Origin of the sequence: Streptomyces melanogenes, from assembly GCF_014649795.1 — a bacterium.
In the GTDB taxonomy this organism is placed as follows: domain Bacteria; phylum Actinomycetota; class Actinomycetes; order Streptomycetales; family Streptomycetaceae; genus Streptomyces; species Streptomyces noboritoensis.
Genome location: NZ_BMTS01000002.1, coordinates 495,239 through 521,448 on the forward strand (window position 1 = coordinate 495,239; position 26,210 = coordinate 521,448).

General features: G+C 71.0%; 27 protein-coding genes. 8 read left to right on the forward strand and 19 right to left on the reverse strand.

The annotated features are described in order from the left end of the window. The first annotated feature begins 6 nt into the window (after positions 1–6). Positions 7–771, forward strand: coding sequence for an energy-coupling factor ABC transporter ATP-binding protein (locus IE252_RS06210; protein ID WP_190088256.1), 765 nt, complete (start codon positions 7–9; stop codon positions 769–771). Between the two features lie 21 nt (positions 772–792). On the opposite strand, the gene IE252_RS06215 is transcribed toward IE252_RS06210, so the two are convergent. The 17 genes from IE252_RS06215 to IE252_RS06295 form a co-directional block, all read right to left on the reverse strand. Then, entirely contained in the window at positions 793–1,956 is a 1,164-nt protein-coding gene (locus IE252_RS06215; RefSeq protein ID WP_190088257.1) for a serine hydrolase domain-containing protein, read from the reverse strand. 327 nt (positions 1,957–2,283) lie between these two features. After that, positions 2,284–3,135 (reverse strand): EamA family transporter, encoded by an 852-nt coding sequence (locus IE252_RS06220; protein ID WP_190088258.1) that lies wholly within the window; start codon positions 3,133–3,135, stop codon positions 2,284–2,286. Then, positions 3,132–3,653 (reverse strand): YbaK/EbsC family protein, encoded by a 522-nt coding sequence (locus IE252_RS06225; protein ID WP_190088259.1) that lies wholly within the window; start codon positions 3,651–3,653, stop codon positions 3,132–3,134. The genes IE252_RS06220 and IE252_RS06225 overlap by 4 nt, the downstream gene beginning before the upstream one ends. A gap of 75 nt (positions 3,654–3,728) precedes the next feature. Further along, complete coding sequence (locus IE252_RS06230; protein WP_190088260.1) at positions 3,729–5,369, reverse strand: penicillin-binding transpeptidase domain-containing protein; 1,641 nt, start codon at positions 5,367–5,369, stop codon at positions 3,729–3,731. A 248-nt stretch (positions 5,370–5,617) separates the two neighbouring features. Continuing rightward, positions 5,618–6,901, reverse strand: coding sequence for a tyrosine-type recombinase/integrase (locus IE252_RS06235; protein ID WP_190088261.1), 1,284 nt, complete (start codon positions 6,899–6,901; stop codon positions 5,618–5,620). Between the two features lie 81 nt (positions 6,902–6,982). Beyond that, complete coding sequence (locus IE252_RS06240) at positions 6,983–7,219, reverse strand: helix-turn-helix domain-containing protein (RefSeq protein WP_190088262.1); 237 nt, start codon at positions 7,217–7,219, stop codon at positions 6,983–6,985. Positions 7,220–7,451: 232 nt separating this feature from the next. Then, the gene (locus IE252_RS06245) at positions 7,452–8,615 is read right to left on the reverse strand and encodes a DUF3631 domain-containing protein (protein ID WP_190088263.1); all 1,164 of its coding nucleotides are present in this window, start codon (positions 8,613–8,615) and stop codon (positions 7,452–7,454) included. Between the two features lie 349 nt (positions 8,616–8,964). Next, positions 8,965–9,879 carry a bifunctional DNA primase/polymerase gene (locus IE252_RS06250; protein ID WP_190088264.1) on the reverse strand — a complete coding sequence of 305 codons (915 nt, stop codon included), beginning with the start codon at positions 9,877–9,879 and terminating at the stop codon, positions 8,965–8,967. Between the two features lie 88 nt (positions 9,880–9,967). After that, positions 9,968–10,237, reverse strand: coding sequence for a hypothetical protein (locus IE252_RS06255; protein WP_229848021.1), 270 nt, complete (start codon positions 10,235–10,237; stop codon positions 9,968–9,970). 20 nt (positions 10,238–10,257) lie between these two features. Further along, positions 10,258–10,722, reverse strand: coding sequence for a hypothetical protein (locus IE252_RS06260; RefSeq protein ID WP_190088266.1), 465 nt, complete (start codon positions 10,720–10,722; stop codon positions 10,258–10,260). A 169-nt stretch (positions 10,723–10,891) separates the two neighbouring features. Next, the gene (gene traB, locus IE252_RS06265; RefSeq protein ID WP_229848055.1) at positions 10,892–12,910 is read right to left on the reverse strand and encodes a plasmid transfer protein TraB; all 2,019 of its coding nucleotides are present in this window, start codon (positions 12,908–12,910) and stop codon (positions 10,892–10,894) included. Positions 12,911–12,979: 69 nt separating this feature from the next. Then, positions 12,980–13,579 (reverse strand): plasmid transfer protein TraA, encoded by a 600-nt coding sequence (gene traA / locus IE252_RS06270; RefSeq protein ID WP_229848022.1) that lies wholly within the window; start codon positions 13,577–13,579, stop codon positions 12,980–12,982. 18 nt (positions 13,580–13,597) lie between these two features. Then, positions 13,598–14,044 (reverse strand): hypothetical protein, encoded by a 447-nt coding sequence (locus IE252_RS06275; protein ID WP_373298509.1) that lies wholly within the window; start codon positions 14,042–14,044, stop codon positions 13,598–13,600. Positions 14,045–14,112: 68 nt separating this feature from the next. Beyond that, the gene (locus tag IE252_RS06280; RefSeq protein WP_190088425.1) at positions 14,113–14,451 is read right to left on the reverse strand and encodes an RRQRL motif-containing zinc-binding protein; all 339 of its coding nucleotides are present in this window, start codon (positions 14,449–14,451) and stop codon (positions 14,113–14,115) included. After that, positions 14,451–15,461: a DUF2637 domain-containing protein gene (locus IE252_RS06285; protein WP_190088269.1), complete on the reverse strand. Its 1,011-nt coding sequence runs from the start codon at positions 15,459–15,461 to the stop codon at positions 14,451–14,453. Before IE252_RS06285 ends, IE252_RS06280 begins: the two co-directional genes overlap by 1 nt. After that, on the reverse strand, positions 15,458–15,796 hold the full coding sequence (locus tag IE252_RS06290; RefSeq protein ID WP_190088270.1) for a hypothetical protein: 339 nt from the start codon (positions 15,794–15,796) through the stop codon (positions 15,458–15,460). Before IE252_RS06290 ends, IE252_RS06285 begins: the two co-directional genes overlap by 4 nt. Beyond that, entirely contained in the window at positions 15,793–16,053 is a 261-nt protein-coding gene (locus IE252_RS06295; protein WP_190088271.1) for a DUF6284 family protein, read from the reverse strand. Before IE252_RS06295 ends, IE252_RS06290 begins: the two co-directional genes overlap by 4 nt. 523 nt (positions 16,054–16,576) lie before the next feature. Between IE252_RS06295 and IE252_RS06300 the strand changes: the two genes are divergently transcribed. Next, positions 16,577–17,707: a helix-turn-helix domain-containing protein gene (locus tag IE252_RS06300; protein WP_229848023.1), complete on the forward strand. Its 1,131-nt coding sequence runs from the start codon at positions 16,577–16,579 to the stop codon at positions 17,705–17,707. On the opposite strand, the gene IE252_RS06305 is transcribed toward IE252_RS06300, so the two are convergent. After that, positions 17,691–18,479 (reverse strand): GntR family transcriptional regulator, encoded by a 789-nt coding sequence (locus IE252_RS06305; RefSeq protein WP_190088272.1) that lies wholly within the window; start codon positions 18,477–18,479, stop codon positions 17,691–17,693. The two genes, IE252_RS06300 and IE252_RS06305, sit on opposite strands and share 17 nt — an antisense overlap. Before the next feature lie 245 nt (positions 18,480–18,724). Continuing rightward, a complete protein-coding gene (locus tag IE252_RS06310; protein WP_190088273.1) occupies positions 18,725–20,497 on the reverse strand; it encodes a dolichyl-phosphate-mannose--protein mannosyltransferase in 1,773 nt (590 codons plus the stop codon). A 95-nt stretch (positions 20,498–20,592) separates the two neighbouring features. Here IE252_RS06310 and rsmI point away from each other — a divergent pair, with 95 nt between their 5' ends. The 6 genes from rsmI (at position 20,593) to IE252_RS06340 (ending at position 26,186) form a co-directional block, all read left to right on the forward strand. Beyond that, entirely contained in the window at positions 20,593–21,471 is an 879-nt protein-coding gene (rsmI, locus tag IE252_RS06315; protein ID WP_190088274.1) for a 16S rRNA (cytidine(1402)-2'-O)-methyltransferase, read from the forward strand. 184 nt (positions 21,472–21,655) lie between these two features. Beyond that, on the forward strand, positions 21,656–22,066 hold the full coding sequence (locus IE252_RS06320; protein WP_190088275.1) for a hypothetical protein: 411 nt from the start codon (positions 21,656–21,658) through the stop codon (positions 22,064–22,066). Between the two features lie 30 nt (positions 22,067–22,096). Beyond that, positions 22,097–22,969 carry a TatD family hydrolase gene (locus tag IE252_RS06325; RefSeq protein ID WP_190088276.1) on the forward strand — a complete coding sequence of 291 codons (873 nt, stop codon included), beginning with the start codon at positions 22,097–22,099 and terminating at the stop codon, positions 22,967–22,969. Positions 22,970–23,065: 96 nt separating this feature from the next. Continuing rightward, on the forward strand, positions 23,066–24,436 hold the full coding sequence (locus IE252_RS06330) for a resuscitation-promoting factor (protein WP_190088277.1): 1,371 nt from the start codon (positions 23,066–23,068) through the stop codon (positions 24,434–24,436). Beyond that, a complete protein-coding gene (gene rsmA / locus IE252_RS06335; RefSeq protein WP_190088278.1) occupies positions 24,433–25,293 on the forward strand; it encodes a 16S rRNA (adenine(1518)-N(6)/adenine(1519)-N(6))-dimethyltransferase RsmA in 861 nt (286 codons plus the stop codon). The genes IE252_RS06330 and rsmA overlap by 4 nt, the downstream gene beginning before the upstream one ends. Further along, positions 25,290–26,186 (forward strand): 4-(cytidine 5'-diphospho)-2-C-methyl-D-erythritol kinase, encoded by an 897-nt coding sequence (locus tag IE252_RS06340; protein WP_190088279.1) that lies wholly within the window; start codon positions 25,290–25,292, stop codon positions 26,184–26,186. The genes rsmA and IE252_RS06340 overlap by 4 nt, the downstream gene beginning before the upstream one ends. Positions 26,187–26,210: the final 24 nt, after the last annotated feature.

The following is a 26,210-nucleotide window of genomic DNA, read 5'->3' on the forward strand; positions in this document are numbered from 1 at the left end:
ACGTCGATGACTTCTTCCGCTGCCCCCGCCTCCCTTGAGGTGAGCGGGCTCGCCTTCGCCTACCCGGACGGCCACCAGGCCCTGTTCGGCATCGACCTGACGGTGGGGCGCGGTGAGCGGGTCGCGCTGCTCGGCCCCAACGGCGCGGGCAAGACCACCCTGGTCCTGCACCTCAACGGCATCCTGACGGGCGGCGCGGGCTCGGTGAAGGTGGCCGGGCTCCCCGTCGAGAAGCGGAACTTGGCCGAGATCCGGCGCCGGGTCGGCATCGTCTTCCAGGACCCCGACGACCAGCTCTTCATGCCCACGGTCCGCGAGGACGTGGCGTTCGGCCCGGCCGCGTCGGGGATGCGCGGGGCGGAGCTGGAGGCGCGGGTGCACAAGGCGCTGGAGCGGGTCGGGATGGCGGAGTACGCGGACCGGCCCCCGCACCACCTCTCGTTCGGCCAGCGCCGCCGGGTCGCGGTGGCGACCGTGCTCGCGATGGAGCCGGAGATCCTGGTCCTGGACGAGCCGTCGTCGAACCTGGACCCGGCGTCCCGGCGCGAACTGGCCGACATCCTGCGGGCGTTGGACGTCACCGTGCTGATGGTCACGCACGACCTGCCGTACGCGCTGGAGCTGTGCGGCCGGTCGGTGATCCTCAGCGGGGGGACGATCGCGGCGGACGGCAAGACGGCGGACGTCCTGGCGGACGAGGAACTGATGCGGACGCACCGCCTGGAGCTGCCGTTCGGCTTCGACCCGAGGGCAGCGGCGGCGAAGGCGTAGTCCTTACGGAAGGCGCAGTCCTTACTGTCCGATCGCTTCCCGGACCGCGCGGACCAGGGCCTGGGCACGCGGGTCGGCGGTGACGCCCTTCTGGTGGCCGTTGGTGACGTAGCCGAAGGCGATGCCCGACTCCGGGTCGGCGAAGCCGAGCGAGCCGCCGCTGCCCGGGTGCCCGAAGGAGCCGGGGCCCAGGAGCGGGGACGCCGGGCCGTGCAGCATGTAGCCGAGGCCGAAGCGGGTGTTGACGACCAGGACGCGGTCCGGGCCCGCCGACTCCTCGGTACGGGCGAGGGCGACCGTGGCCGGGGCGAACAGTCGGCGCCCGTCCACCTCGCCGATGGTGGCCGCGTAGAACCGGGCGAGGCCGCGGGCGGTGGATATGCCGCCGGCGGCGGGGAGTTCGGCGGCGCGGTAGGCGGGGTCGTTCTGGTCCGGGAGCGGGTCGATGGCGCCGAAGGCGCGGCGGGTGAGGGAGTCGGGGTCGTCGTAGGCGGCCGAGACGGCGCGCTTGGGACGCAGGGTGATGGCGCCGGGGAGGCGGGGCGCCTCCACCTTCCCCACGCGCCCCACCCGTCCGGTCTCCTCCTGCGGCATCCCGATCCAGAGGTCGGCCCCCAGCGGCCGGGCGATCTCCTCGGCGACCCAGCGGCCGAGGGTGCGGCCGCTGACGCGGCGCACCAGCTCGCCGAGCAGCCAGCCGAAGGTCTGGGCGTGGTACCCGTGCTCCGTCCCCGGCTCCCAGAACGGCGCCTGCGCGGCGACCGCGGCCGGGCCCGACTCGCCGTCGGCGGCCTCGGCGGGGGTGAGCGGCCGGTCGAGGGCGGGGACGGCGGCGCGGTGCGAGAGGAGGTGGCGGACGAGGGTGCGCTCCTTGCCCTTCGCCTTGAACTCGGGCCAGTACGTGGCTACTGGGGCGTCCAGGTCCAGCTGGCCTCGCTGGTGGAGGAGGAGGGGGACGGCGGTGGCTATGCCCTTGGTGGCGGAGCGGAGGATCTGGGCGGTGTCGACAGCCCAGGGGGCCTGTCCGTCGACGTCTTTCGTACCGCCCCAAAGGTCGACGACTTTCTTCCCTTCCCGATAGACGGCGACGGCGGCGCCGCGGTCCCCGAGGTGGGTGAAGTTACGCACGAAGGCGTCCCTGACCGCCTCGTACCCCGGGTCCACGGACCCCTGCACGTCACTCACGCCCGCTCCCACGATCTTGGCTACGCGTCCGGACCATTGAACGCGGCGGGCAACTGGATTCTTCCCCCACCCCACCCCTTCCCGAAGGCCCTCTGGCGGGCGGCCGGGGGCTTCGCCCCTGGGATCCCGGTTCGTCTGCGGGCCGCATGTGGCTGGTCCCGCAGTTCCCCGCGCCCCTGAGGGGGTACGGCCGCCGGCGATGGCGAAGCCGAGCCTTTTAGGGGCGCGGGGAACTGCGCGAGCAACCCAGCACGGTCTGCAGAAGAAGCACCCGGCCGTCCGCCAGAGGACTTTCGGGAAGGGGCGGGGTGGGGCAAAAACCGCCGGTCAACCCGCCCGCAGCATCAGCCCGATCCCCACCACCAACACCCCCGCCGCAACAATCCGCGGCCCCCCGAACCGCTCCTTCAAGAACAGCGTCCCGATAGCCGCCCCCACGATGATGCTCGACTCCCGCAGCGCGGCCACGGGGGCCAGAGGAGCCCGCGTCTGGGCCCACAGGACCAGGCCGTACGCCGCCATCGAGAGGGCCGCGCCCAAAAGGCCCCGCACCGCGTACGGCCGGAGCTGAGCCACCAGCTCACCCCGCCGCCGGTACAGCGCGTACAACGGGATCAGCAGCCCCTCCAGAATCATCAGCCACGCGATGTAGCCGAGGGGCGTGTGGGAGGCGCGGACGCCCACCCCGTCCACCACCGTGTAGGCCGCGATCGACAGCCCCGTCGCCCCCGCCGCGACCAGCGCGGGCCAGTGCGGCCGCGCCCCCGACCCCCGGATGCCCCACAGGGCGACCCCGACCAGGCCCGCCGAGGCGACCGCCACCCCCGCGGCCTGCCACGCGTTCAGGCTCTCGCCGACGAACAGCACCGCCAGCACGGTCACCACCAGCGGCGCCGTGCCCCGCGCGATCGGATACATCTGCCCGAAGTCGCCCAGGCTGAACGACCGCATCAGCAGGACCTGGTAGGCGATGTGCAGCAGGGCGGAGGTGACGAGGTAGGGCCAGGCGCCCGACGCGGGCAGCGGCGTGAACAGCGCGAGCACCGCGCCGATCACCGTCCCCCCGCCGCCTATCAGCGTGAACGCGACCAGCTGGTCCTTGATCGTGTGCGCCATCGCGTTCCAGGACGCGTGGGTGACGGCGGCGAGCAGGACGGCCAGCGCGACGGTCAGCGTCACGCCGTACGCTCGCGGACGTCGACAAGGGTCCCGCCCGCGTGCCCGATCAGCGTCTTCGGGTCGAGCGGGAAGACCGTGTGGGGCGTGCCCGCCGCCGCCCAGACCACGTCGTGGTCGAGCAGCGCGCGGTCGGCGAGGACGCGGATGGGGGTCCCTCCCTGCTCCTTCAGAGCTTGGGGGAGGCGCACATGCCCGAAGGGCGGGACGCCCCCGATCGCGTACCCCGTCGTCTCCCGTACGAGCTCCGCCCCGGCCCGCTTCACCTTCTCCGCGCCCAGCTCAAGCCGTACGCGCTCCACGTCCACCCGCGACGAGCCGTCCATCAGGACGATCACCGGGACGCCGTCCGCCTCGAAGACCAGCGACTTGACGATCTCGCTGATGTCGCAGCCGATGGCGGCGGCCGCCTCGGCGGCGGTCCTGGTCGCGTCCGGGAAGCGGCGTACCTCCACGTCGAGCCCGAGTGCGCGCAGCGCCTCGGCGAATCGGGGGTGGGCAACGGAATCTTGAGCGCTCATGCCCCCGCACGCTAGCGGTAGCTGTATGCCGCATGCGAGGGCCTTTCGGCTCCCCCCGGTCCGCCCCAGGGCCGCTCAGCCCGCCCGCAGCACCCGCGCCACGACCGGCCCCGCCGCGTCCCCGCCGTGTCCGCCGGACTGGACGAGCGCGGCGGCGGCGAGCCCGTTGCCGTACCCGGTGAACCAGCTGTTGGACTTGCCCTGCTGGTCCACCTCGGCCGAGCCGGTCTTGGCGCCCTTGGGCCCGGGCACCCCGGCCATCGCCTTCACGGCAGTGCCGTTGGTGGTCGCCGCGTGCATCATCTGCTGGAGCTGGGTGGCCATGGAGTCGGGCAGCGGCTTGGCGGTGGCCAGTTCGCGGCCGTCCAGGTCCTGTGGCACGATCACCGGCTGGCGGAAGCCGCGGTTGATCACGGTGGCCGAGACGGACGCCAGGTCGAGCGGGCTCATCTGGACCTTGCCCTGCCCGATGTAGGAGGCGGCGGTCTCCACGCCGGAGGACTCCGGGACGCTGCCGTCGAAGGACTTCACCCCGCCGAGCTTCCAGTTGTTCTGGCCGAGCCCGAAGTAGTCCCGGGCGGTCCGGCCGAGCGCGGTCCCGGCGACACCCTTTCCGGTGAGCGGCTTCACCGGCTTGATGAAGGCGGTGTTGCAGGACTGGGCGAACGCGTCGGTGAGGGTCCCGTGCGGGATGGTGAAGTCCTTCAGGTTGTGGAAGGTGTAGCCCTCCCACGGGACCGTCGCCGGACACTCGACCTGCTGGTTCGCGCCGCCCACCCCGTTCTCGATGATCATCGCGCCCGTGACGATCTTCATCGTGGAGCCGGGCGCGATGGACGCCTGGAGGGAGGCGGGGAAGCCGTCCTTGCGGTTGTCCGCGACCGCCCGGATCGCCCCGCTGGTCGGTTCGATCGCCACCACCGACGACTCCGCGAACTGCTTCACGGCCTGCTCGGCCGCCGCCTGCACGTCCGCGTCGAGCGTCGTCGTCAGCTTGCCGGGCTTGCCTTTGGCCAGGGTGAGCAGCGTCTGGTTCGGGGTGCTGTCGGCGCCGCCGCCCTCGATCCAGGTCTCCACGCCGGGCGTGCCGTTGGCCTTGGCGCCGTACTTCTGCCGCAGCGCGTCCAGGACCACCCCGAGCGAGGGGTACTTCTCCTTGGTCAGCACCCGCCCCCGGTGGTCGACGGCCTCGATCTCCGGGTTCTTGGCCGCCCCGGTCACCAGCTTCTGGCCGGTCTTCAGCTTCGGGTGGACGACGGCCGGCTGCCAGTCCACCAGCGCCTTGCCGGTGGTCACGCCCCGGACGACGGTCAGCTGGGAACTGTAGGCGAGCGGCGCGGTCTTCCCCTCGTAGGCGACCTCCGCCTTCACCGTGTACGGAACGGTCGCCCCCGTGGCCGTCCCCGGCGTGATCGTCACCTTGTCCACGTGCGCCTCGTCGTGGAACCCGGCGAGCGCGGTCTGGGCGGCCGCGTTGTTGTTGGTCAGGGCCGAGGCCGCCGCCGCGTCCCCCTTCGACCAGGCGTCGAAGAAGGCCTGCGCGGTCTTGGTGATCTCGTCGGCGCGGGGCGGCCCGGTCCGTACCGGCGCGGCCCTGGTGTGCGTGCCCGAGGACGAGTCGTCCCCGGCCAGCATCTGGTACCCGCCGTATACCACGCCGGTGCCGACCACCACGAACACGCCGCCGACGATGGCGGCCTTGGCTCCACTGCGCATCTGCAGCCCCTCCCCAGGATTCTCTTGAACGTGTTCAAGAGATGCTTGGGAGGAACTTTACGTGACACCACTGACACCGGCCCCACCCGTTACCGGACCGGGACGCCGCTCAGCGGGTCACACCCACGTATCCAGCCACATCCGGTTCCGCCAGGAATCCAGCGGGATCGCCGTGCCCGTGTACAGCGGCCAGAAGTAGATGGAGTCTCTGGCGGTGGGAGCCTTACTGGCTCCCACCTGCACGAACCCTAGGCCGCCGGGGCGTCCGGGGCCCCGGGGGCCGTCTGTGGGCCGTGATCTTCGGCGGGGAAGAGCGGGAAGACGTTGTCGACCGCCTTGCGCGTGCGGCCCTCGCTGCTCGGCATCAGGTGTGTGTAGACCCTGAGCGTGAACCCCGGGTCCGCATGACCCAGGTACGCGCTCAGCGCACGGATGCTCTCGCCAGCATCCAGGAGCACCGACGCGTAGAAGTGCCTCAGCGCGTGCATGCCATCCTCTGGAGCAGCGGCGTACCGCTCACCCTCCTTCGGCTCCGGAATGACTCCTGCGACCACCAGCGCGGGCTTCCAAATGTGATCGTTGAAGTGGCTCACCCGGACGTGGTCGCCGGAACTGCCGGAGAACAAGAGGTGCTTGGTCACGAGGGGTCCGTCAGGCGTACGCCACGGCAGCGTGACTTTCACCGAAGGGAATTCCTCGGAGTGGGCCCGGAGTGACCTTCCGACCGCGCTCGCCAGAGGAACGGTGCGCACCTTCCCGCCCTTGGGCAGGGCGAAGACGTACTTGCCCCGAATGCGCTTCAACTGGTGCGCGACGGTCAGCCATCCGCCCTCGTAGTCGAGTTCGTCCTCTGACAGACCGAAGATCTCGCCCTGACGGAGCCCGTTTCCGGCGCCGGGATCCACGGTTGCCTGGAACCGCCGGGGCAGCGCGGCCCGCACGTCGAAGACTCGCGTGGCCGTCCAAGGGACGACCCGGGGCTTCCCTGGCTTCGGGAGCGTTACGGACCGGGCCCGGCAAGGGTTCTGCGCTAGCTTGCCGTCCTCAACCGCCGCGCTCAGCACGGCCGACACCGTGCCGACGATGATGCGGCGGTACGACTCCGCGGGTACGGTCTGCTCCAACTCGGCCACCCAGGTGCGGATGTGCTCGGGCTTGAAGGAGCCGAGCGGGCGCGGGCCGATGTGCGGGTAGGCATGAAGGCGTAGGCGCCGCTCGGCCGCCTCGCGGCTGTTGATCTCGCCCGTGTGCGACTTGACCCACTCTTCGGCGTACTGCTTGAACGTGGTCCGACTGGCTTTCGGGTCCACGTACTGGCCGCGTGCCATGTCGGCTTCGATGTGGCTCAGCCACTTCTCGGCTAGGCGCTTCTGCCTGTCAGGGAAGCTCTTGCTCTTCTCCGTGCCGTCGGGGCCGATATAGCGGGCGCGGTAGCGCAGCCCGATGCCGTACCGGTCGCTCTTGACCCGGCGCGGCTTGCCGTCGGCGCCGATCTCGGTTTTGTACCAGCGGTCTTGGATGTGGCCTGCCATGTGAGGCGGGTCCTTTCGTGAAGGCGCCCGTAGAGCGCACCGTGGGGCGCGCTCTACGAGCGTGGGTATGTCTGGCTGGGCTCAGGCGACCGCGTCGGCGGCCATGCGCTCGGTGGTCCAGCGCCGGACGGCCGTGGGGTCGTACCGCAGGTGCTTGCCGACGCGGAAGCCGGGCGGGCCGGTGCGCTTCTTACGCCAGGCGTAGACGGTCTCTAGGGGCACGCCGAACAGATCGGCTATGTCGTCGGGGGTGAGGTAGCGGTCCGGGAGTCCGGCCCGCAGGGCAGCGCGCGGATCGCTGGACGTGGGCGTGGCCATGGCGGCGGGAACTCCTCGTGTCCGACATACACGGGAGGGGAGAGGGCCGCACCCCCTCCCCCTGCCAGGTCCGCTACTTCCGCTACCTCCGCTACCGCCCTGCTCAGAGGCATGATCGAGGTAGCGGATAGGGGTAGCGGTAGCGGATGGGCGCCGCTACCGGCCCCGGCGGCGGGCGCCGGGGCCGGTAGCGGCAAGGGCCGTGCGGTAGCGGATGAATTCCGGCTTGCCGCTACCTCGGCGGGGGCTCTGACCTGCTCGGTAGCGGAGGTAGCGGAAGTAGCGGACTTTCAGCGGGGGGTGGGCAGTAGCGCTGCCACGCGTCGTGGAGATCGCTGGCGTAGTAGCCCTTGAGTACGGCGCCACCGGCCTTGATGTTGCGGGCCACGATGGGGGCGTTGTCGGCGGTCATGTACTCGCGCAGCATCCTCGACAGGCCGCGTGCGTCCAGGGGCTTGCCGCCCATGTCGGCCCACGGGGCCTCATCCAAGCTGTGCAGCCGTTCGAGGACGGACACGGTGGGCAGGCGGTCGATGCCGTCAAGGACGTGATCGCGCAGATCAGTCAGGAGCCGAATGCCGATGCTGCCCTTGTCGTCGGCCTTGGAGGCGTTGACCAGCTCGACGCAGGCGGCGCGGGCCCGCTTGGGCCAGTCGCCGCCCGCCGCGTCGGCCACGGCGATGAGGGGTTCCCACACGTCGGCGGGGCGGTCGGTGACCTCGTCCGGCATGGCGGGGAACGCCCCGTCGACCACGTCCCGGACGCTGTCGGCCCACGCGGCCAGCCGCTCCCGCAGCGCGTGTCCTTCGCCTTCGTGGACGCGCTGGCGGAACGGCTCTACGCGTTCATTGCGGGCCCGGCGGCGCATGCGGATGATGACCGAACGGGTCAGGATCGTGTCCGGCAGTGACCCGAGACCTGCGACCGCGACCGCGCAGAACGACGGGAACTCCTGGACCTGTTGGTTCGCCCCGTCGCCGACGCACCGGTACATGACGCCGGAGCGGCGGTGTCCGGCGTTGAGGAAGCCCCGGAGCTGTTCGTTGTCCCCAGCCTTGGGGCCGAAGACGGTGTCGATCTCGTCGAACAGGATCGTCGGCCGGGCGCTCATCCCCGACACAGCCCGGAACAGGGCCGAGGCGGACGCGTTCACGGCGACCATCGGGTACGGGGCTACGGTCTCGACGATCTCCAGCGCCCGGGACTTCCCGGAGGCCGGTTCGGGGGAGAGGAATGCCAGACGCGGGGTGGCGTCGAAGCAGTCGAGCAGGTGCGCGTGCGCGTCCCACAGGACCACGGCGACGTAGGCCGCCTCGGAGGGGAAGACGTTGAAGCGGCGGTGGAAGGCTTCCACCTCGTCGAGCAGCACGGAACCAGTGGTGGGGTCGGCGCTCATGCGGCGGTCCTGCCTTCCTGCATGCTGCGGAGAGGGCACTGAGCCCGGTGGTCGGTGTGGTCGGCAATGAGGGCCAGCACGCGGGCACGTCCCACGGCGCTGCGGTCGCGGCCGCAGTCACAGCGCGACGTGGCGGTGGGGATGGCGCCGCGGGGCGCGACGATGTGGAGCATGGCGACGATCCGGCGACCGTCGTCCCACGAGCGCGGGTCAGGGCGAAGAGCAGAAAGGACGCCTTCGGCGACACCCTTCGGGGCGCCCACGGCCGTCTGCGGCGAAGCCGGTTGGGCGGCGACCGGGTGTCCGGTGGGCCCGGGGAGGCTCTTCAGTCGGGGGCGCGGTGGGCGGCTCATGCGGCCCTCCGGGTCCCGTTGCGGGCGATGGACCAGTTCAGAGCGCTGCGGATCGTTGCGCGGCACTGCCGCTCTGCCAGTCCGGCCGCCTCCCCCGCCGACTGAAGAGCCTCCTCCACCAGAGTGCGGGGAAGGTCGCCCCACGCGATGAACCGCCCCAGGGCGCGCGCTGCCGCCAGCAGAGTCACGTTCCGCTCGCCCTCCACCGCCTCGTGCACGGAGGTGAGTTCGGCCCGCAGGGCGGCTTCCGCGTAGCGGGAGGCCCGAACCGAGGGGGTGGCGGCCAGAGCGGCCCGTGATGCCTTGCGGGGCGTGAGAAGGGTGTACAGCCAGTCTGGGAGCGGTACCGGCTCGGTGGGGTCGGTGACCGTGTACGCGCCGGTGGCGGTGCGGCTGCCGGTGGCGACCACGTACCCGCCCCACGCCCGGGTGTCGATGAGCTTGCCGAGCCTGCCCGCACTGTTGGGCAGGCGGATGCCGGGCGGGGCGGTGAAGTACAGGTGGCTCCCACCGCTCGCAGTCTGCACCGTATGGGTGGTCGGCACGGTCTGTCCGGCGCGCTCGCAGAGCGCTTGGAAGGTCGTCACGCCGCAAGGCGTGTCCGCACTGCTGTTGCTGTTGCTCTTGTGCTTGGGCATGTCGAGATCGACGACGACCAGGCGGGAGGGGCCGGTGGCGATGCCGACGTTGAACGGGATGTCGGCCCAGGCCCGGCGGATGCGGTCCGGGTCCGTCGTGGCGCGGTCCTCCCACTTGCGGTGACCGCCCGCGCAGTCCCGCAGCCCGGGGCAAACATCCTCACCATGCAGGGCGGGGCGCTTGTCGCACGGGCGCAGCGGGATGACGTGCCAGCCGTGTTCGGCAGCCTCCAGCGCTGCCGACAGCAGCGCGTAAGGGGGGTAATGCGTCATGCTGGATGTCTCCAGTTCTGTGAGAAGTGCTGGCAGACAAGGGCGGCCCCGCGACTTTGGCGAGACGAGGGGGCCGCCCTTGGCGCAGCTAGAACGGCGGTTCGTCGCTGTAGTCGGCCGGGCAGGGGCGGCGGGCCAGCCACCGGGGCAGGCTCGGCAGGGGTAGCAGCAGGCATCGCCACTGGGTCCAGCAGTCGCAGGGGTCCCAGTCGCTCCCGGCGTACTCTCCGGTCTCGGGGTCGCCGTAGAAGGACTCGATGCCGCCGCAGCCGTCACAGATTCGGCAGTGGGGACGGGGGGTGTCGGTCAGGTACAGCCCCGGACGGGGCCAAGTGCCGTGCTCGATGCGGAGTCGCATCACGGTGTTGCCTCCCCAGATCAGCCGTGGAAGTGGTTGCGCTTGATCACGGCCTTGCGGATGTGGACGGTGGTGCCGTTCTGGCCGGTGGTGAGGGCGCGGGCGGGCATCCGTAGGCCGAGGATGACGAAGGCGATCCACATGGCGGCGCCGGAGCCGAATCCGGCGGCGGAGCTGATGATCTGGCCGATGCCGTAGCCGACACCGGCGGAGAGCGCGCCGCCGCCGATGCCCGCGCCGATGAAGCGCTGCGCGATCGGGTCGAGCAGGGGCAGCGGGGTCAGGTCGCGCGGCTGGGTCGCGAGGACCGGGGGCGGAGTGAGGTGTTTGGGCATGGGGACCATGCGGCCGTAGGCGTCGGGCACCCACACCACCGGCTCCCGCTCCCCATACAAGTCGACCGCGGAGGCGGCGGAGGCATAGGGGGTGAGCGGCTGAGGGTGGTGGAGTTCGACCGGTGCGGGCCGCGGTTCGAGGCGAGCCACGGGTGATCCTTCCGGGTAGCCCGCGGGCCCGCGCCACGTGGTGGTGCGGGCTCGTGCGGGTGGGTGTCAGGCAGGGGTGTCAGGGGTGTCACGCCGAGAGTGTCAGGCGTTTCTGACAGCGGGTTTGCCTAGGGGTTTGGGTGTCAGGCGGCCGTGACGGTGTCAGGCGTCAGGCAGCCGTCAGGGCGGGGACGATGCGCCACCGGCCGGTGGTGTTCGTTGCCTCCAGTCGCCCTTCCCGGTACGCCTCCGTGAGCCGTGCCGAGACCCACGGACGGGACAGGCCGTTGCGCTCGCACCAGTCAGCGAAGTCCTTCGGCCCGACGACCATCTGCCCGCTTTGCTCGAACTGTTCCAGCGCGGCAGCGAACAGACGGCGGGCTTCCTCCGGGGAGGGCTTGCGACCGGTGTCCTGTCCGAAGATCGGGGCGTCGTCGCCCTCTTCGGCGCCGGGGAGTTCGGCCTCGGGGTCGATGTCCTGGTCTTCCGGGTCGACCAGCAAACCGGCAGGTTCCATGTCGCCTTCCTCCGTAACGGCCCGCAGTGCCACCGGCTGATCGCTGCCGGGTGCGGTGCGGCCGGTGTAGGCGCTGCCCGCAACAGCCGAGGCGGCTGCGGCGGTGATGGGGTCGGCGGTGGCGCCGTTGCGCTGTGCCCAGGTGGCCAGCAGTTCCATGACGGGCACGGCCCGGCCGGTGAAGCGCCAGGTGCGGCCCGGGGAGGCGTAGCGGTCTTCGTCGATGCCGGGGCTGACCACGTAGCAGTAGCCGGGCCGCCGGTTGCCCCACGCCCCGGGGTGAGCACCTTGAGCCAGCACCTCATCGGGCAGCGAGAACCCCTCGTCGCGGGCGTCGCAGCCCAGCGCGATCACGGAGGGCAGGGAGGCGCGGGTGCTGGTGGACATCTGGTCGTAGGAGGGGCGCTGAAGCGACACGATCAGCGAGACGCCTGCCGACCGGGCCTCCTGCGCAATCCCGGTGAACACGTCGTCACCGAGGCTGCGCAGGGTGTTGGCGGCTTCCTCGAACCAGGTGACCAGGAACGGCATCCCCGCACAGCCACAGGCCGTGCCATCGGCGCGGCAGGAGTGCTCGGGGTCGTTCTGCCGCTCGGCTGCCGCGGGAACCCACTGCCGGTAGCCGTGCGCCCCCAGCCAGCGGGTACGGGCGGGGATGACGGCTTCCACCGCTGCCACCATCACCTCTGTGCCCGCACCGCCCTCAACGGCCCAGTCCAGGCCGGGCCGCAGGGGCGCGAAGTCCTGGAACGCCTTGGGGTCGGAGAACCACACGACCGCATCCCGGCGCGAGACGATCTCCGTCAGGAGGTTCAGCGCGGCATCGCCCTTGCCGGACCCGGTGCCGCCCGCGATCAGCGTGTGTGTGGAGTTGCGGCCCGCCTCCGGGTCGCCGGGCAGCCACATCACCAGCGCGGAGCCGTCGTCGTACCGGCCGATCACCAGCGGCTCAGCGATCGAACCCCCGAGGCTGGAAGGCCCGTGCCACTCCACCACCTCGGACAGCATGTCTTCGGGAACGATCACCAGGTCGCCGCGGCGGTGGGAGTCGGGGTCGGGGGTGTAGCGGATGGCGGAGGTCGGCAGGTCCAGGGCGGAGGCGATGTTGCCGAGCGCCTTGGCCATGTCGTCGTTGGTCTGCGCCCCCGCATCCAGCGCCACGGGGGCAGTGACCCGGTTGGGCTCCACCTTCGCCGCACCGATCTGCGCCCGGGCAAGCCCGATCTTCTCCAGCAGACCCCCGTCCGAACTCCCCGCCGGCCCTTCGAGGTTGTGGCGCAGGACGGTGCGGATGTTCCAGGACAAGGCCAGCGCCGGGCCGCCCATCAGGTACAGGTCGTCGACCGGCCCGGCGGTCGGCCCGGCCAGGCAGGCCGCGGTCAGCCACGCGGAGCCTGCGGCCACGGTGACAGCGGAGTGCAGGCGCCGTTGGTGGCTGGTGGACTTGCCCGCCCACCAGGTAGTCCCGGTCAGCGCCACCGAGGCGAGAGTGAGCCCCACCCCGGCGGCGGCGCTCTCGCCCCACTGCCAGTGCCCCAGCGCCCCAACCAGGCCGGTACCGGCCCAGCCGAGCCACGGCGGAAGGTGTGGCTTGGCCCGGTGCAGCAGATAGGCCCGGATGGTGCCGCCGCCGGGCTCACCCAGGAGACCGGGAGCGCCGTTGATGACCATGGCGTTGTCGGGGAAGTCGGCGTGCCGCACATGGCGGCCGTTGCTGTTCCTTGCCATGAGGCAGCCTCCTTACTGCTGAGCCCAGTTCATGACGGGCTGGACGGGCTTGCGGGCACGGTGACGGACGCGGTTGATCTCTTCCTCGAACTCCTGCTGGAACGTGGCGTAGCAGGCGGCGGCGTTCTTCGCGGCATCGCGCAGCGCGTCCGCGGAGCGCTGCATCTTGCGGGACACCTTCCGCGCCCGCACCCGCGAGCCGAACGCACGGCCCTCCGGGTCCGGCACCGCGGCCAGGACGCCTTTGATGATCTCGGCGCCCATGGCCACCTCGATGGACAGCGTCACCGCCGCCGCCCGCAGCGTGTTGCAGTAGTTCCGCACCTGTGCCGGAGAGGTGAACTCCGGTGAGGGCAGCACGGATTCGGCGTGTGAGCGGCCACCGCCGCTCCCGCCCCCGCGGGCGGCGTGCTTGGTGTTGTTCACGGTGACGTTGATCGGTGGGACGAACGAGCCGCCCAACGACCCGAGGAACCCTCCGGCGGCGGCGCCCGCGTTGGCGAACTTGTTGGACTTGTGGTCGGAGGCGGTGCGCCGTTGGTTGGTGAACGGCTGGCTCGCCTGCCGACGAGCGAAGTCGTCGACCTGCCCCGCCATGGAATTGCGTGCCATCTGGCTTCCCCTCTCGGATCAGTGCGTACGGCGGACGATGAGCCACGCGGACTGCGCCGCGATCAGAGTGATCAGCCACACCAGCGCCAGCGGACCGGCCAGCGGACCGAACCACGCAGCCAGCGCCACCCACGTGCCAGCGAGCGTGGCCAGCACGGCTAACGCGATACGCCAGACCAGCGCGGAGCGACGGGCGGGGTGGCGGGACTGGACGATGGCGAACCAGACGACCGGGCCCGCCGCGAGTGGCACGAGCACCGCCCCGGACCACCAGCCCAGAAGGTGCAGGAGCGCGGTCACCACCAGTGCCAGCACCGCGAACCCGGTCGGGGCGAGCGCGCCACGAAAGCGCCACAGCAGACGCCCAAGGAAGCCGAACGCCTCACGGGCCAGAGACGGGGCTTCGGGAACGACGATCACGAACGGCTGAGCCGAGCGGCGCCCGCGCCTAGGCGGGATATGCACGGCGTGGACACCCGCGGCACCACGGGTACGAGTACGACTGGACACAGCGAAACTCCCAGGTCGAAGGGTCAGGCGACGCGCTGTTCCTCGTGGTGGACACACAGCCCGCACACGCCATGCGAGCGTGGGATGCGGTAACCGGCATCGCGGCGGCAGGACGGACACCAGCGCTGCGCGGCGTTCGCCTTGGCCAGCGCCGCCCAGCGGGCCGCAGTCATAGGCCGGACGGGCTTGGCCCGGTCGATGCGGTACAGGTAGGCGACCAGCGGGCCGCGGTGGCGGCGCGGGCGTTCCATCTGTGCTGCGACGCCTTGCCCGCCGGGCCTCAGGCCCCGGGCGCGCAGTTGCCGGTAGGTGGCGTAGCCGTCCGGGGCCAGGTTCCAGTGGTAGACGGGCAGGGCGGCCATCACCGGCTCACGATCGCCAGGTCAGCACGGTCGGCGCGGTCGGGGTCGCGGTGTTCGGCGTAGCGGGTCGAGACCCAGCCGACCGACCAGCCGCACAGCTCCGCCGCCTGCCGCACCGACAGCCCAACCGCGTACGCCTCCGCCACGATCTCGCGGGCTTGCGGCTCGGACAGCTTGGACGCGGCAGGGCCACGCTCCAGCAGGGCGGCACGCTCCCGCTCGCTGCGCTCAGCGTGTTCACGGCGTTCACGCTCGGCCGCCGCAGCGCGCTCGCGCTCCTCGACTTTGGCCCGCTCCCTAGCCTGCTGTTCACGGCGCAGCCGCTCGTGCTCACGCTGTTCAAGCTCGCGTTCACGGCGTTCACGGATCTCCCGCTCGACTGCCGCCGCCCGCTCGCGCTCCTCGCGCTCCTCGCGGCGCTGACGCTCCTCGCGCTCGCCCTGCTCGCGGGCCAGGCGGGCTTCGTGTTCACGCTGTTCACGCGCCAACAACGCGGCGTGCTCGCGTTCCTCCCGCGCCTGTGCCCGGGCGTACTCAGCACGCTCACGGGCCGCCTGCTCCGCCCTCTCCCGGTCCGCCGCCCGCCGGGCTTCCACGGCGGCTTGGGCGGCGGTAAGGGCACGCCGGTAGGCGAGGCTGGTCTCCGCCGTGACGATCAAAAGCAGCGGCGCCACCGCGTGGACGGCCACCCCGACCAGGTCTTTCTTTAGCGCTGAGTCGGCCGTGTTCAGAGCCAGCGTCATCAGACCGGTCATCCACCGCAGGGTGATCGGCCAGCACCCGCCGCGCCCGCCCAACCGGGCCAGCACGTCATCAAGCCGGACCACGATGACCACCGCCGCATCCACCACCAACGGCAGAACCGGAGCCGTCCACGCCCACGCAGGCACCGTGTGGGCCGCCATCAGCGGGGTCACCGTGAGGATGGAGTAGAGCACCGCCCCACTCACGATCAGCCACGTCCCCACCGACAGCGCACGTTCCGCTGAACGGATATGAACGGTGTTCACGTGCCCACCGCCATGGGTGCTCGGGCGGGGTCGGCCGCGGGAATTGAGGAGTAGCCGACCAGCTCCACACGTGCCCCCGCGTACACGGTCGCGGCCTTCAGGACGGCGGTACGGCCACCGCTCTGAACGCGGTGAACGACCGCCTCCGGGGCGATGTTCAGCGCGTCCCGCCACGCCTCGAACGCGGCGAAGTCGTCGTACACGGACAGCGCCAGCACGTCCGGGAAGACCGTGCTCACCGAAGGACACGGCGCGGGCAAACGCGGGAAGTCGGCCGCCAGCAGCCGCAGTGCCTGAAGCGGCCTGGTCAGGTCCGACAGCGTCAGTACCGTCATGCCGCACCGCCAAGACCATCGGCGCGGTTGCCCAGGTCGCGGCGCGCGTTGAGGACGCGCCGCCTCGCCCGCCGGATACGGCGGGCGTCCAGCTCGTTCGGGGTGCGGTCGAGCGTGACGATCAGCGCGTCCAGCAGCTCAACCTCCGCCAGGATCAGCGGCAGCTCGTTCTCGATCGCGTTCAGCTCAGCCGTCGTCGGCTCGATGTACGAAGGAAGGGCGGTAACACCAGCCTGAAGTGCAATGATGTGCTTCATGAGTCGTGGTCTCCCTAGCAGGTGAGACGGCTCGAACAGCGGCCCCGGGTCTAGCCACCCGGGGCCGCACGCCGTTGAAGTCGGTAGATCCGGCTCCCCTCAACCCCGCCCGTACGACCGCCCCGCAGGGCGCCCGGACGGGCGGAGGAGGCAACCGGCCGCAGCACACGAAGCGCCGCGAAACGGATTGAAGATCTTTCGGCTCACTGTTGAGTTCTCAAGGAACTGACGCTTCCTTCAGTCCGTTTCACGGGACCTCCGGGCGCTGCGTTGCGCTCCGCGAATCGGAGGTGCTCCGATCTGGTGCGCACCAGCAGGTAAGCATCTGGTGCGCACCAGAGTCAAGAGGCTTCGCTGAGTCGAGCTGCGATTTCCCTTCGCGGTGCATCTCCAGAAGACCTGACTGGCGGGTGAGTCGGTAGCCAACAGGGCTTAACTCGCGGCCTGTTAACCCCTGTTGACCTGCGGCGACGTGAGGCATGCTGGGAGGGTCAGCGAGTGGACCTATCGCCGGGCGGTGGTCATGAGCACAGGACTTCGGGGCGCGCGAACAGCGCGAAGCTGGTCTCAGGAGCGACTGGTTCGTGAGATCGAGCAGTACGCCCGACGGCACGTCGCTGATGTCGCGTCGACCGCGAGTTTGCGGGTGTACGTATCCGAGTGGGAGAACGGTAAGCGCACCATCTCGGACCGCTACGCGACGATCCTGCGGCAGCTTCTCGGCGTCACGGACGCGGAGCTGCGAAACGTCCCGATCGCGCTCGCTCTGCCGACTGCCGACGGGTATGACGACCTACTGGCCAGGATCGACGCGGCAAGCAGCGTCAGCGTGTCCATGGTCGAGACGTTCAACAGTCAGACCGAACTACTTCGCACCATGGACCGGCAGATGGGTGCATCTAGTCTCGTCGACCAGATGTCTGGCCATTTGGCGGCCCTTGAAGACGCTCTGAACTTCGCGGTGCTCCCCGGTGCGCGCCAACCCGTAGCCCTCGCACTCGCAGGAGCGTCGACCCTCGCCGCATGGCAAGCAATTGACTCGGGTGCTGTTGAACGGGCATGGCGCCATTATGAGTTGGCGAAGCGGGCGGCGCGCGATGCCGAATCTCCTATGTACCTCGCCCACGCGATGGGGGAGCAAGCATACGTACTCTGCGAGGCTGGTCGGCCGTCGCTCGGCGTCGAATTGGTGCGTGATGCCCAACGCACTCTCGGCCAGGCGGGATCACCACGGCTTTGGGCATGGCTGCATTCAGCCGAAGCGGAGTTGTGTGCCCATGCCGGAATGCCTGACGACTGTGAACGTGCGCTTGATGCGGCCAGGGCCAGTATTCCGCCGGGTTCCGAAGTGCGCGACCCGGACATGGTGAGCATCTTCCTCAACAGCTCCCACCTTGCCCGATGGCGCGGCAACGTTCTTGCCCTGCTCGGGGATGACGATGCAGTGAGCAGCCTTTACGACGCTCTGAAGGTGGCCGACCCGTCCTTCGTGCGTGCGCGGGCAGGACTTCACGCTGACCTCGTGCAGGCTCATTTGGCACGAGCCGAATACGACGACGCGAATACCCACCTACGCGAGGCGCGGTTGCTGGCGAGCCGCACTGGTTCGGTGCGGCAACGCCGCCGTGTCGACCTGCTCAGTTCCCGGCTGTGAGTCCCTGCCGATTACGGCTCGCCAAGATGTGGAGCAGGGCCACGAGGGTGCCAGAGCCCATCAGCTCACCCCGTGCCATCAGCCCCGGAATGTCGGCCAGAGGTACCCACTCGATATGGCCTGCCTCTTCCAGATCCGTAGGCGAACCAACCTGTTCGGCTCCGTGACCCACGAAGATTTCGTGAGGCGAATCGACCATGCCGATCATGGGTTGATACGTGACGATGTGCTCAACGGACTTCGGTCGCCAACCCGTCTCTTCCACGACTTCCCGGAGTGCCGTGTCCGCAGCATCCTCGCCCTCGTCCACGATGCCGCCCGGAAGCTCCCATCCGAATTGCTGCGGGACAAAGCGATACCGCCACATCATTAGTACACGGTCCTCGTCGTCCACAACGGCCGTAATGGCGACGCGCTGGAGCTTCACCACGTGATGCTCGAAACGCTCCACGCCCGGCGGCTCCACGTCCCAAAGTTGGAGCTTGACCCACTGATTGTCGTAGACGTTGCGCTCGCCGTGGATTCGCCACGGCTCAAGCCCTTCGGGCGTCTGAATGCTCACGCCGCCCGGCACTCGGTACGAGCTTCGGCCGCGAACCTCCAAGGCTCCTTCGGATACGAGCCGGGCCAGCACTTGCCGCAGCGCGGTGCGACCGATTCCGAGTTCTTCCACGAGCGCGCGCTCTGAAGGCATCTTGTCGCCGGGGGCGTACTCGCCGGAAGCGAGCCGGGCACGAATCGTCTCGTAGACCTTCGCTGTCTTCGGTCCCATTCGCGGGGCACTCTCCATCCTGAAGTGGTGCGTACCAGCGTACTGGGCGTGAGACTTGCTCCCGTTGGTCACGCTTCAGACATGCTCCGATCTCGGTGCGCCAAACCGGCCCTCGATCGCTCCTGGCCCCGGACGCAGTGGGCCGTCTGTGGGCCGTCCAAGGGCGGCCCACGACGACCGGCAAGGACCAACAACGACCACGGTGGCCCCGGAGCGCAGACGCTCCGAGGCCACGGTTTTTCCAGCTAGACCCAGGTATCCAACCACATCCGGTTCCGCCAGGAATCGAGCGGAATCGACGTGCCGGTGTACAGCGGCCAGAAGTAGATGAAGTTCCAGACGATCAGCAGCACGAGCACGCCCGCGCCGATCGCGCCGATGGCCCGGCGCCGCTCGTCCGAGCCCGGTGGCCCGAGGATCGCGCCGATCATCATCGCCACCGCCAGGCACAGGAACGGCACGAAGACGACCGCGTAGAAGTAGAAGATCGTGCGGTCCTGGTAGAGCAGCCACGGCAGCCAGCCCGCCGCGATGCCGCAGACGATCGCGCCCGCCCGCCAGTCGCGCCGGAACACCCAGCGCCACAGCACGTACAGGATCGCGAAGCAGGCCGCCCACCACAGCAGCGGGGTGCCGAGCGCCAGCACCTCGCGGGCGCACTTGCCGCTGGTGTCCGAGGGGCAGCCGTCGGTGCCGGGCGAGGGGCTCTCGTAGAAGTACGAGACCGGGCGGCCAAGGACGATCCAGCTCCACGGGTTGGACTGGTAGGTGTGCTTGTCGTGCAGGTTGACGTGGAAGCTGTAGACCTCGGCCTCGTAGTGCCACAGGCTGCGCAGTGACTCCGGCATCCAGCTCATGTCGAACTGCGGCAGGCTCACCTTGCCCAGCAGCGGCAGCTTCACGTGGTCGGGGGAGAGACCGTCGCGGCCGTGCGCCCAGTCCCGGAAGTAGCCCTTGTCGGTGTAGAACCAGCCGGCCCAGGAGGCCAGATACGTGGCCAGGGCCACCGGGACCGTGGAGACGAACGCCGGGAGCACGTCCTTCCTGAGCACCGCGCGGTACGGGCGCACCGCGCCCGCCGTCCTGCGGGCGCCCGCGTCCCACAGCACCGCCATCACACAGAAGAAGACCAGGACGTACAGGCCGTTCCACTTGGTGCCGGCGGCCAGGCCCAGCATCACCCCGGCCGCGATCCGCCAGGGGCGCCGGCCCAGGCGCAGGCCCTCCGCGACGGCCGCGTCCGGGCGCAGGTCGCCGTCCTCGTTCTCGGGGAGCGCCGCCGCGAGCCGGGCCCGTGCCCGGTCCCGGTCGATCAGCAGGCAGCCGAAGGCCGCCAGCACGAAGAACATGACCACGAGGTCGAGCAGCGCCATCCGGCTCATCACGAAGTGCAGCCCGTCCACCGCGAGCAGCGCGCCCGCCAGACAGCCCAGGAACGTGGAGCGGAACAGCCGCCGCCCGATCCGGCAGAGCATCAGCACCGAGAGCGTGCCGAGCACCGCCATCACGAAGCGCCAGCCGAACGGGGTGAAGTCGAACCACTTCTCGCCGAGGCCGATCAGGTACTTGCCGACCGGCGGGTGCACCACGTACCCCGGGTCGGTGGGGATCGGCACCGACGACGGGTCCTTGATGATCGACTTGTCGACGTCCTTGGGCCAGGCGCCCTCGTAGCCGCGGTTGATCAGCGCCCAGGCGTCCTTGGCGTAGTACGTCTCGTCGAATATCACCGCGTCCGGGCTGCCCAGCTTCCAGAACCGCAGCACCCCCGCGACCAGCGTGACCAGCAGCGGCCCGCCCCACGCCGACCAGCGCACCAGGCGCTCGGCCGCCGGCGGGGAGACCTTCAGCACCGCCCAGAGCTGCCCGGACGGCCGGGTGTAGGGCGGCACCAGCCGGTCGCGCAGGCCGATTCTCGGCCGGGCGGCGTAGCCGAAGCGGCGCAGCCGGTCCTGCCAGCCGGGCGGCGGATCTCCGGCGTCATGGCCCTCTAGGGGGTGTGGCGCAGTACTGGTCACCGCGCCATCGTAGGGAAAGCGCCTGTGCGAGTCCCGTGGCCGGGCCAGAACCCGCCCGGGCGACCGGGAGGTCCCGGGGCTGGGAGGATGGCACGGTGACCGGAACACTCGTACTCGCAGGGACCCCCATCGGCGACATCGCGGACGCGCCGCCGCGGCTCGCCGCCGAGCTGGAGCGGGCCGACGTCGTCGCCGCCGAGGACACCAGGCGGCTGCGCGGCCTGACCCGGGCGCTCGGCATCCACACCTCGGGGCGGGTGGTCTCCTACTTCGAGGGCAACGAGTCCGCCCGGACGCCCGAGCTGGTCGAGGCGCTGGAGGGCGGCGCGCGCGTGCTGCTCGTGACCGACGCCGGGATGCCGTCGGTCTCCGACCCCGGCTACCGGCTCGTGGCGGCCGCCGTCGAGAAGGACATCAAGGTCACGGCCGTGCCCGGGCCCTCGGCGGTGCTCACCGCGCTCGCCCTGTCCGGGCTGCCCGTCGACCGCTTCTGCTTCGAGGGCTTCCTGCCGCGCAAGGCCGGCGAGCGCCTGGGACGGCTGCGCGAGGTCGCCGAGGAGCGCCGCACCCTCGTCTACTTCGAGGCCCCGCACCGCCTCGACGACACGCTGGCCGCGATGGCCGAGGTGTTCGGCGCCGAGCGCCGCGCCGCCGTCTGCCGCGAGCTGACCAAGACGTACGAGGAGGTCAAGCGCGGCAGCCTCAAGGACCTCGCCGAGTGGGCCGCCGACGGGGTGCGCGGCGAGATCACCGTGGTGGTGGAGGGCGCGGCCGAGAGCGGGCCCGCCGAGCTGGACGCCGAGGAGCTGGTGCGCCGGGTGCAGGTGCGCGAGGAGGCGGGGGAGCGGCGCAAGGAGGCGATCGCCGCCGTGGCCCTCGACGCGGGTCTGCCCAAACGCGAGGTGTTCGACGCGGTCGTGGCGGCAAAGAACGCGGCACGACAGGCACCCGAAGACGGCAAAGGACTATCGTAAAAAGTAAAGCGCAGGCCGCGCACCGGGGCTTTTTCCTAGGAAAGGCCAAATCGCCACCAACACTCGACAGCCCCTGATGCGTTTTGGCGGCGAAAGGCGTCCCATGGATCGGGGGACGCTTTCGCCCCCGCTCGCAAGGAGAGCGCTCGCAAGAGCTTGTCCAGCGGACAAGAGGAGCCGGCACATGAGTGAGATCGCTGAGACCACGGCGCACGAGGCATACGCCTTCGCGTGCATGAGGTGTGGGTATGGCTGGGAGCAGGCGTACGACATAGAGCACTACGTGGACGGCAAGGGGGAGCCGTTCGTGGTCTACAAGGCGAACGGGGAACGGGTGCCCTCACCGCTCTCCCACCCCACCTGTCTGAACTGCGGCGGGCACGTCGTGCGCACCCTGCGCGCCGGCCGGGTCTCCAGCGTGCAGCAGTTGCTGGCGCACCACTCGACCCACCAGGCGCCCGCCGGGCCCGTCGGGTCCGGGGGCGACCCGGAGCCGGAGCCCCCGGCGGCCGAGGCCGGAGCAGAGCCCCAGGCGGAGCACCACTGGCACCTGTCGGACCTCCTGCACCCCTTCCAGCACCACCACAAGAAGTGACGGGCCGGGGCCTTTCATAGGATCGGCCCCATGAGTGCCGCCAAGGATGCCCCGCCGCCGCTGCCCGAACCGCTCGGTGTGGCGGTGGCCGACTCCCACACCCACCTGGACATGCAGTCCACCACCGTGGAGGAGGCCCTGCTGAGGGCCGCGTCCGTCGGGGTGACGACGGTGGTCCAGGTGGGCTGCGACCTGAAGGGTTCGCAGTGGGCGGCGGACACGGCCGAGGCGCACGAGAACGTGCACGCCGCCGTCGCCCTGCACCCCAACGAGGCGCCCAGGATCGTCCTGGGCGACCCCGACGGCTGGTCGCGCCAGGGCGCGCGGCGGCCCGGCGGCGACGCCGCCCTCGACGACGCGCTCGCCGAGATCGACCGGCTCGCCGCACTGCCGCACGTCAAGGCCGTCGGCGAGACCGGCCTCGACTACTTCCGGACCGGGGCCGACGGCATGGCCGCCCAGGAACGCTCGTTCCGGGCGCACATCGAGATCGCCAAACGGCACGGCAAAGCGCTCGTCATCCACGATCGCGAGGCGCACGCGGATGTGCTGCGCATTCTGCGGGAAGAGGGCGCCCCGGACCGCACGGTCTTCCACTGCTATTCCGGTGACGCGGAAATGGCGGAACTCTGCGCGAAATCCGGGTACTTCATGTCCTTCGCCGGGAACATGACCTTCAAGAACGCCCAGCCGCTGCGCGACGCGCTCGCCGTCGCCCCGCTCGAACTGGTCCTGGTGGAGACGGACGCGCCCTTCCTCACCCCGGCGCCGTACCGCGGACGGCCCAATGCGCCGTATCTCATTCCGATCACGGTACGGGCCATGGCGGCGGTGAAGTCGATTCACGAGGACGTGCTGGCCGCGGCCATCGCGGAGAACACTGCGCGCGCTTTCGATTACTGACGGATAACGGCCGCGGTGCTCCGACTGGGCGAGTGCAGGGTAGCGTGACGACGCTCCGTAGTCGAATCGCTTTGGACGGTGACCGGCTCTCCGCTAATGTCCCGGCCTCGACGGGACGACCGGCCGGAACTCTGGAGCGCCGTGAGCAATACGCAGGGCAGTCACCGTGCCGCACGCGGCGGCCGCCGCGCGGCGACCAGAACCGCCGAGCCGCCGTACGCCGAGGGCGCGCCGCCCTCGTACGACACGTACGAGACGCAGCCCGCCGAGGTGCCGCGACCGAGGCAGGGCGCGGGCCAGGACGACGGCTCGCGGGCCGGGGCGCGGCGGGCCGCGCGGCGGCGCAGGAGCGGCGGGGCGCTGTTCGGGGCCGGGCCCGACGCCCTGCGCAAGATCATCCCGCAGGCGCTGGTGGTCGCCTTCCTCGCGGGCGGGACCACCGCGTTCCTCGCCAACGACAAGGCGGTGCGGCTCACCGTCGACGGGGCGCCGCGCACCCTGCACACCTTCGCGGACGACGTCGACGAGCTCCTCGCCGACCAGCACGTCAGCGTCGGCGACCACGACATCGTCGCGCCCGGCCGGCACGAGCGGCTGGCCGGCGGCGACGAGGTCGTCGTCCGCTACGGCCGCCCCGTCGCGCTCACCCTCGACGGCCAGCGCCGCCAGGTGTGGACCACCGCCCAGACGGTCGACGGGGCCCTGCGCCAGCTCGGGGTGCGGGCCGAGGGCGCGTATCTGTCGGCCTCCCGCTCCTCCGAGATCGGCCGCGCCGGGATGGGCCTGGACGTGCGCACCGAGCGCCAGGTCACCTTCCTCGCCGACGGCCGCGAGCGCACGATCCGCACCAACGCGGCCACCGTCGCCGAGGCCATCGAGGAGGCCGGGATCTCGCTGCGGGGCCAGGACACCACCTCGGTGCCGACCTCGGCCTTCCCCCGCGACGGCCAGACGATCACCGTCATGCGGATCACCGGCACCCGCGAGGTTCGCGAGGAGCCCATCCCGTACGAGGTGGAGAAGACCAAGGACGACTCGCTGTTCGCCGGGACCGAGGTCGTCGACCGGCCCGGGCAGCGGGGCTTCCGCAAGGTCACCTACGCGCTGCGGACCGTCAACGGCGTCAAGCAGAAGCCGAAGAAGGTGGCCGAGCACGTGGTGCGCCCGCCCGTCACCCAGACCGTCCGGGTCGGCACCAAGCCGCTGCCCACCTCCGTCGGCGGCGCCGACCACCTCGACTGGAACGGGCTCGCCCACTGCGAGTCCGGCGGGCGCCCCGGGGCGGTCGACCCGACCGGCAACTACGGCGGGCTCTACCAGTTCGACGGCCGGACCTGGCACGCGCTCGGCGGCAGCGGCCTGCCGCAGCACGCCAGCGCCTCCGAGCAGACGTTCCGGGCGAAGAAGCTCTACGTACAGCGGGGGTCGAGTCCGTGGCCGCACTGCGGCCGTAGGCTGTATCGGTGAGCACCACTGAGCCCGATGCCCTCCTCGGCCCCGCCGACATCCGTGAACTGGCCGCAGCGCTGGGCGTACGCCCCACCAAGCAGCGCGGTCAGAACTTCGTCATCGACGCCAATACGGTCCGCCGGATCGTACGGACGGCGGGGGTGCGGCCCGACGACGTCGTGGTGGAGGTCGGGCCCGGGCTCGGCTCCCTGACCCTGGCGCTGCTCGAAGCGGCGGACCGGGTGACGGCCGTCGAGATCGACGACGTGCTCGCGGGCGCGCTGCCCGCCACGATCGCGGCCCGGCTGCCCGCGAAGAAGGACCGCTTCGCGCTGGTCCACTCCGACGCGATGCTGGTCCAGGAGCTGCCCGGCCCGGCCCCGACCGCGCTGGTCGCGAACCTTCCGTACAACGTGGCCGTGCCCGTCCTCCTCCACATGCTGGACCGCTTCCCGACGATCGAGCGCACCCTGGTCATGGTCCAGGCGGAGGTCGCGGACCGGCTCGCGGCGAAGCCCGGCAACAAGGTGTACGGCGTGCCGTCGGTGAAGGCCAACTGGTACGCGGAGGTCAAGCGCGCCGGGTCCATCGGCCGCAACGTCTTCTGGCCCGCCCCGAACGTCGACTCCGGCCTGGTCTCGCTGGTGCGGCGCACCGAGCCGGTGAAGACCACCGCCACCAAGGCGGAGGTCTTCGCTGTGGTGGACGCGGCCTTCGCCCAGCGCCGCAAGACCCTGCGGGCCGCGCTCGCCGGCTGGGCCGGTTCGGCCGCGCTCGCCGAGGAGGCGCTGGTCGCGGCCGGGATCTCGCCGCAGGCGCGGGGCGAGGCGCTGACGGTGGAGGAGTTCGCGCGGATCGCGGAGGCGAAGAAGTGACGGCCGTTGCGGTCCGTGTCCCCGCCAAGGTCAACGTCCAGCTCGCGGTGGGCCCGGCCCGCCCCGACGGCTTCCACGACCTGGCCAACGTCTTCCTCGCGGTCGGCCTGTACGACGAGGTCACGGCGACGCGCGCCGACTCGTTGCGGATCACCTGCTCCGGCCCGGACGCGGACAAGGTCCCCCTGGACCGTACGAACCTGGCGGCGAGGGCGGCCGAGCTGCTCGCCGCGCGGTACGGCCTTGTCCCCGATGTCCACCTCCACATCGCCAAGGACATCCCGGTCGCGGGCGGTATGGCGGGCGGCAGCGCGGACGGCGCGGCGGCGCTGGTCGCGTGCGACGCGCTGTGGGGTACGGGGGCGTCGCGTGCGGAGCTGCTCGACATCTGCGCGGAGCTGGGCAGCGATGTTCCCTTCAGCCTGGTGGGGGGTGCGGCGCTCGGCACCGGCCGGGGAGAGAAGCTGACTCCGCTGGAGGTCGGCGGGACCTTCCACTGGGTCTTCGCGGCGGCCGACGGCGGTCTGTCGACCCCGGCGGTCTACCGCGAGTTCGACCGCCTCACGCGGGGGGCGGCGGCGCCGTCTGCATCCCCGGCGCTGCTGGCCGCGCTGCGCTCGGGCGACCCGTTCGAACTGGCCCCGGTCCTGACGAACGACCTCCAGGGGGCGGCGCTGTCCCTGCGGCCGTCGCTGACGGAGACGCTCGCCGTGGGCACGGCGGGGGGTGCGCTGGCGTCCCTGGTCTCGGGCTCGGGCCCCACCACGGCGTTCCTGGCGGAGGACGAGGCGTCGGCCCGGAAGCTCGCGGACGCGTTGACTGCGTCGGGCACGTGCCGCACGGCGAGGGTGGCGACGTCACCGGCACCCGGCGCAACGATCGTCACTGGCTAGGCCGCACCTACCCAGGGGCGCGGG